This window comes from Marinitoga sp. 1138 (genome assembly GCF_013363265.1).
Classification (GTDB): Bacteria; Thermotogota; Thermotogae; order Petrotogales; family Petrotogaceae; genus Marinitoga; species Marinitoga piezophila.
The window spans coordinates 65,797-72,353 of record NZ_LBFA01000016.1; the positions used below are offsets into that span (position 1 = coordinate 65,797).

A 6,557-nucleotide genomic window follows, 5' to 3' on the forward strand; every position below is an offset into this window, starting at 1 on the left:
TATGTTACAAAAATTTATTAGGAAGATTGGGTATATAATAAGTAAATTTTTAATATTTTTATTTCCTATAAATAAAAATAAAATAACTATTATAGAAGAAACTCCATTTAGCGGTTCAAATTCTTATGCTCTTTATATTCACTTAAAAAATATAAATAAAAATATAAATAAGAATAATAAATTGAATATTATTTATTTAGAAGGTAAGATTAAATCTTTTAAAGAATATTTTAATTGGTTAAAAAACATATCTTCTTCTAAAATTGTTGTTGTTAGTCATGGACTTCCTTTTAAAAAGAAAAAAAATCAAATTTTCATTCAGTTATGGCACGGAATACCTTTAAAAGCTATGGGACTTTTGGATAAATCTGCAAATTTAAAAGAAAAAAAGTTAGTTATAAAATCAATTAATCAATATGATTATATAATTTCTTCTTCTGATACATATTCAACTTTACTAAACTCAACAGTAGGAAGTTATAAATCAAAATATTTAAACCTTGGATTTCCAAGAATAGATTTTTTATTTAAAAAAGGAAGATTAAATGAAATAGTTGATTTTGATGGAAAAAAGGTTGTTTTTTACATTCCAACATATAGAAAAGGTTATTTAGATAAAATTGAAGGAATTGAAAGATATAATAATATTTTTGGTTTTGAAGATTTTTCATTAGAAATTTTTGATAATTTTTTAAAAGACAATAATATACTTTTTATAGCAAAATTGCATCCATTTGAAGAAGCATATTATAAGAAAATTTATAAAGATTTTAAGAGCAAAAATTTTATTTTTTTAAATCAAGATATTTTGAAAGAAAAGAAAATTGATTTGTATGAAATTCTCCCCGATTCTGATTTACTTATAACAGATTATTCAAGTATATATTTTGATTATTTAATTTTAAATAAACCTGTTATTTTCATAAACAATGATATTAAAACTTATTATGAAAAAAGAGGCTTTTTACTATATCCATATGATTTTTGGACTCCCGGATTAAAAGTTTCTAATTTTAATTCTATGTTAGATTCTATCCATAAAATCTTATCTGGCAATGACGATTATTCTACAAATAGAAAGATGATTAGAGATATTTTTTTCTATTACCAAGATCCAAATTCTTCAGAAAGAATTAGTAATTTTATTATTGACTTATTAAAATAGTAGGTGAATTTATGAATATATTATTTATTTCTTACTCAATTATAGAAAATGATATTAGAACTCAAGAACTTTTAAAAGTTATCAAAAATTTTGGAGATGTTACTTTAGTATCTCCTGTAATTAATGATAATACATATATTAAAGAAGTAAAAAAACATATAAAACTAAAAATTAAAAAAAATGAGTATTTAACTTTTAAAAACTATAGTAGATTCATTTTTTTATCTTTAAAAACTGCTATAAAAACAAAAAAAATTGATATATTATTTGTTGATAATTATTTAGCTTCTATTCCCGCTATTTTCATTCTAAAATTTAGAAAAAGTAATTTTGTTTTTCAAGATGTTAGAGAATTATATTTATTATCAGAAAGAAAAGGTTTTAGAAAATTACTAACTTATTCTGAAATAAAATTAATGAAAAAAGCTGATCTTGTAATTGCAGCTAATGAATATAGAGCAAAAATTATGAAAGACTTATATAATTTGTTTGATAAACCTTTTGTATTTGAAAACATAAGAAAAATTGAAAAAGTTTATAACAAAGATTTATATGATAAAAAATATAATTCCTATTTCTCAAACAATAAATTTAACTTAATTTATACAGGTGGTTATGAAGTTGAAAGAAAAACAGATTTACTTGTTAAAAGTATGATTAATTTAAAAAATTGCAATTTGTTTATTGTTGGTGGGGGAAAAGACGAAGATAAAAGAATTTTATCCAATATAATAGATCAATATAAGTTAAACAATGTTTTCTTATTTGACAAATTAGCTCTCGATGAATTAAAATATTTAATTGATAACTCACATATTGGAATTGTCACATATAATGATGATACATATAACAATAAATATTGTGCTTCAGGAAAAGTTTATGAATTTCTATTTTCAAAAATACCAATAGTTACTTCTGAAAATCCCCCTTTAAAAGAATTATGTGAAAAATTTAAAATTGGAGAATCCAATAATAACTTTTATTTAGCAATTAAAAAAGTTTTAGATAATTATGATTTTTATAAAAAAAATGTTTTAAGGTATATAGAAAATATATCTGTAGAAAAAAATAGAGAAAAATTATATTTAAAAATTAGAAATTTAATTAATGATGGGGGATAGATATGGAAGAAAAAAAAGTTTCAATTATAATTCCTGTTTTAAACGAAGAAAAACATATAGAAAAATGTATTGATTCATTGATTAATAATGATTATGAAAATAAGGAAATTATTGTTGTGGATGGAATGAGTGAGGATAGAACTCGTGATATTTTAAGAAAATATGAGAATATCAGGATTATTGATAATCCTGATAAGACAACTCCTATTGCTTTAAATATTGGTTTGAAAAATGCAACTGGTGATTATATAATGATTGCCGGAGCACATACTACTTATTCTAAAAATTATATTTCAGCTTGTGTAAAGAGACTTGATGAGGATAAATGCGATGTTGCTGGAGGAAAGATGGTAACTATTCAGGGAAAAGACACGCCTGTAGCGAAAGCTATTTCTATAGTTTTATCTCATCCGTTTGGAATTGGAGGGGCAAAGTATAGATTGGAAAACGATAAAGAAGAGTATGTTGATACTGTTGCATACGGTGTTTATAAGCGAGAAGTTTTTGAAAAATTGGGAGGTTTTGTTGAAAAGCTCAGAAGAAATCAGGATATTGAGATGAATTTAAGAATTAAAAATGCAGGATTCAGAATAATGCTGGTTCCTGAAGCAGAAGCTTATTATTATGCTAGAGATAATTTTAAGGATTTGTGGAAGAATAATTTTAATAATGGGTTATGGGTAATTTTAAGTACTCATTATGCAAGAAAGGCTTTTTCTTTAAGACACCTTGTGCCTTTGTTTTTTGTGTTGTTTTTGGTTTTAGGTGGTGTTTTTTCTATTTTTTATCCTATTGTAAGAATTCCTTATTTTTCAATTTTAGGGCTTTATTTGATTTTGAGTTTGTATTTTTCTTTTGATATTTCGAGAAAGAATAAGGATTTTAAGTTGTTTTTCCCAACGTTATTTTCTTTCTGGACTTTACATGTTTCATATGGTTTAGGTTCATTATATGGATTATTTATTATATTATGAAAAAAGCTCCCTTTTTGGGAGCTTTTGTTTTAATCTTCATATCCATTTGGATTTTTCTTTTGCCAATTCCATGAGTCTTTACACATGTCGTATAAATCTTTTTCTGCTTTCCAGCCTAATTCTTTTAATGCTTTTGTTGGGTCTGCATATATTTTATCTACATCTCCAGGTCTTCTATCAACTATTTCATATGGAATTTTAACCCCACTTGCTTTTTCAAATGCTTTTACTACATCTAAAACGCTATATCCTGTTCCTGTTCCGAGGTTATATATTTTTACTCCTGTGGTTTCCATTATTTTTTCAAGTGCTTTTATATGTCCTTTTACTAAATCCACAACATGGATATAATCTCTTACGCCTGTACCGTCATGTGTATCGTAATCATTTCCAAATACATATAATTTTTCTCTTTTTCCAACGGCAACTTGAGTGATATATGGCATTAAATTATTTGGTATTCCGTTTGGATCTTCACCGATCATTCCGCTTTCATGTGCACCTATTGGGTTGAAGTATCTTAATAATGATATGCTCCAATTTTTGTCTGAGATATATAAATCTTTTAATATTTCTTCTATGAATAATTTTGTTCTTCCATATGGATTTGTTGCTCCTGTTGGAAAGTCTTCTGTTATTGGAACTTTATGTGGGTTTCCATATACTGTTGCTGATGAGCTGAATACTATTTTTTTTACATTTTTTTCTTTCATTACTTCTAAAAGATTAAGAGTGCCTGTGATGTTATTGTGATAATATAATAATGGTTTTTCCACTGATTCGCCAACTGCTTTTAAACCTGCAAAATGTATAACCGCTTCTATTTCATTTTCGTCGAAAATTTCTTTTATTTTATTTTTGTCCAATAAATCTGCTTCATAGAATTTGAAATCTTTTCCTGTTATTTCTTTTATTCTTTTTAAAACTGCAGGTTTGCTATTTGAAAAATTATCCAGTACAATTATTTCATATCCGGCATTTAAGAATTCAACACATGCATGACTTCCTATATATCCAGTTCCGCCTGTTATGAGTATTGACATTTTTTCACTCTCCTTTTTAATTTTTCAATATATTATATCATAATTTTATTTTTCCCGGGTAAATTATGGTATAATTATAATTGAATTTGTAACAAAGGGGGAGATGGATTTGGCGTTTAAGAAGCATGATGGTTTTAGTCTTTATGAGGTTTTAATTGTACTTGCTGTTATTGCTATTATTGGCGCTTTTTCTGTTCCAATGGTTAATAATATTATTAACAAAGCAAAATTTACTAAAATTATTAATGATATGAAGGTGATTCAGAACTCAATTATTCAATATTATTATGATAATGATTCTTTTCCTGATAATATAGATACGCTGGTTGATAATGATTATATTGAATCTTCGCCTGAAAATGTTTCTTTTAAAACTTTAAATAATGTTGTTTTTGTTTATTATACTGAACAAATTTCAAATCCAGATAATCTCGAAAAACTGGATACAACTTTAAATTGGAATTCGAATACAGAGGATTTTTCTTCTTTAAATGAAGAACCGGATAATAATTCCAGAATTCCTGTATTAAGAATGGCTTTTTAATAATGAAATGGAGTTGAATAATTTTGAGAAGACGACGAAAAACCAGTACAAAGGAAAAGATTATAAAATCTGCAAGGAAGCTTTTTTCTGAAAAATGGTATGATACTGTCTCTGTTGCTGAAATTTGTAGAAATGCCCGGGTTTCAAATGGGGTATATTATAATTATTTTAGAGATAAGAAAACACTTTTTGAGTTTTTTTTAAATGAGCTTATTGAAAAAATGGAGGTTGAACTTTCTCAGATTAGTGGTAATTCCAAAAAAGATAAGATTTCTTCTTTTATAGACATCGTTTTCAAACTTTCTGCAAAGGATACAGAATTGGTTACTATTTTCCGTGAGGGACAGTATAAATTTCCTGAGTATGAAAAAAAATTAAAGAATATTTATATTAATACTCTTTCTAATATTTTGGAAAGGGATATTTCTGATGTTGAATATATTTTTATTGTTGGTGGATTAAGATTTTTAAGCGTTATGGCTGCTTATAACTGGTTTAATATTAATAAGGAGTCATTTAAAGATATTGTTTTTAATGGGATTTTTGATGAACGAATTAATAGAAAGGAAAGAATTTTTAATGTTAAGTTTATAAATGAACGTTCGAAAAAACTGGACTCAAAGGAAAGAATTGTTGAAGCTGGAATAGAATTATTTGGAACTTATGGTTTTCACAATGTAAATGTTTATGATATTACTAAACTCGCTGGTTTTGCAGTTGGTACTTTTTATATTTATTTTGATAGCAAGGAAACTTTTTTACGAGAGATTGTTAGAAATATCAGTCATGAAACAAGAAAGTTTATTAGTAGAAATCTTTCTGTTTCTTTGAATAGATTGGAACAGGAATTACAGGGAACTTATTTATTTTTGAAATTTTTTGAAAGAAATAAAAATTATTATGAAATTGTTAGAGAATCGGAATTTGTGGCAAAGGAAGAGGTTATTAAGTATTATGATGCTTTTAGAAAGGGTTATTTAAAAAATCTATCAAGTGTTAAACTTGAGGATAAGGAAACAATAGCTTTAACGCTTATGGGTATTTCTCATTTTATTGGTATTGAATATTTATTCCATCAATCTATTTTAGATATTAATAATTTTCTTATTGAATTGTCCCATTATCTTGAAAATGGATTGAAATTAGAAGGTGATTTAAATGTTCTGGTTCAGGAAAAGGAATAAAGTGAAGGATATTTCCAAAAATCCTTTTTATGATGAAGGAGAATCCCTTGTTATTTATTTTAAATGCAATAATTGTGGAGAGACCTTTAGAAGCTATTTGAGAAAAGGATATGATTTTTCAAATGCTTTTGAAGGTAGAGCAAGATATGAAATTAATAAGGAGTATATTGGCTCTAAATGCAGTGAAAGAATTTATTTGCATGCAGAATTTGATGGTGCATATCGCCTTATTAATTTTGAATTAGTTGGTGGAACGCCTATTACCAGGGATGAGTTCGATAAAAATTAACATTTTATTCTCGAAATTTTTTCTTGCAAAGTAGCATATTTTGTGTTATAATAATTCTCGGAAGTTGTTCCGGCGTAGCTCAACGGTAGAGCGGGTGGCTGTTAACCACTAGGCTGGGGGTTCGAATCCCTCCGCCGGAGCCATAACCAAAAGTCCAGCGAAAGCTGGACTTTTTTGTTATATAATATTTAAAATAAAGGGACTATCCAAAATACTGTGTAAATTAATTATAGTTGG

General features: G+C 26.2%; 7 protein-coding genes and 1 tRNA gene. 7 read left to right on the forward strand and 1 reads right to left on the reverse strand.

What is annotated here, in order from left to right; genetic code table 11:
• Position 1: 1 nt before the first annotated feature.
• The 3 genes from XO11_RS06110 to XO11_RS06120 are packed head-to-tail and all read left to right on the forward strand — an operon-like array spanning position 2 to position 3,260.
• The gene (locus XO11_RS06110; RefSeq protein WP_175418361.1) at positions 2–1,165 is read left to right on the forward strand and encodes a CDP-glycerol glycerophosphotransferase family protein; all 1,164 of its coding nucleotides are present in this window, start codon (positions 2–4) and stop codon (positions 1,163–1,165) included.
• An 11-nt stretch (positions 1,166–1,176) separates the two neighbouring features.
• Positions 1,177–2,286 carry a hypothetical protein gene (locus tag XO11_RS06115; RefSeq protein ID WP_175418362.1) on the forward strand — a complete coding sequence of 370 codons (1,110 nt, stop codon included), beginning with the start codon at positions 1,177–1,179 and terminating at the stop codon, positions 2,284–2,286.
• 2 nt (positions 2,287–2,288) lie between these two features.
• Positions 2,289–3,260, forward strand: coding sequence for a glycosyltransferase family 2 protein (locus XO11_RS06120; protein WP_175418363.1), 972 nt, complete (start codon positions 2,289–2,291; stop codon positions 3,258–3,260).
• A gap of 29 nt (positions 3,261–3,289) precedes the next feature.
• Here XO11_RS06120 and galE read toward each other — a convergent pair whose 3' ends face one another.
• Entirely contained in the window at positions 3,290–4,303 is a 1,014-nt protein-coding gene (gene galE / locus XO11_RS06125) for a UDP-glucose 4-epimerase GalE (RefSeq protein WP_075780590.1), read from the reverse strand.
• 109 nt (positions 4,304–4,412) lie between these two features.
• On the opposite strand from galE, the gene XO11_RS06130 reads away from it, so the two are divergent.
• The 4 genes from XO11_RS06130 (at position 4,413) to XO11_RS06145 (ending at position 6,463) form a co-directional block, all read left to right on the forward strand.
• Positions 4,413–4,847 carry a type II secretion system protein gene (locus XO11_RS06130; RefSeq protein WP_014296739.1) on the forward strand — a complete coding sequence of 145 codons (435 nt, stop codon included), beginning with the start codon at positions 4,413–4,415 and terminating at the stop codon, positions 4,845–4,847.
• Between the two features lie 23 nt (positions 4,848–4,870).
• On the forward strand, positions 4,871–6,031 hold the full coding sequence (locus tag XO11_RS06135) for a TetR/AcrR family transcriptional regulator (RefSeq protein ID WP_075780592.1): 1,161 nt from the start codon (positions 4,871–4,873) through the stop codon (positions 6,029–6,031).
• The gene (locus XO11_RS06140) at positions 6,006–6,320 is read left to right on the forward strand and encodes a hypothetical protein (protein WP_075780593.1); all 315 of its coding nucleotides are present in this window, start codon (positions 6,006–6,008) and stop codon (positions 6,318–6,320) included. Before XO11_RS06135 ends, XO11_RS06140 begins: the two co-directional genes overlap by 26 nt.
• A gap of 68 nt (positions 6,321–6,388) precedes the next feature.
• A tRNA-Asn gene (locus XO11_RS06145) sits at positions 6,389–6,463 on the forward strand.
• Positions 6,464–6,557 lie beyond the last annotated feature (94 nt).

Excerpts from the sequence above, each read along its gene's own strand:
- XO11_RS06110 (WP_175418361.1), top strand. The coding sequence starts at position 2 with ATGTTACAAAAATTTATTAGGAAGATTGGGTATATAATAAGTAAATTT.
- XO11_RS06115 (WP_175418362.1), top strand. The coding sequence starts at position 1,177 with ATGAATATATTATTTATTTCTTACTCAATTATAGAAAATGATATTAGA.
- XO11_RS06120 (WP_175418363.1), top strand. The coding sequence starts at position 2,289 with ATGGAAGAAAAAAAAGTTTCAATTATAATTCCTGTTTTAAACGAAGAA.
- galE (WP_075780590.1), bottom strand. The coding sequence starts at position 4,303 with ATGTCAATACTCATAACAGGCGGAACTGGATATATAGGAAGTCATGCA.
- XO11_RS06140 (WP_075780593.1), top strand. The coding sequence starts at position 6,006 with ATGTTCTGGTTCAGGAAAAGGAATAAAGTGAAGGATATTTCCAAAAAT.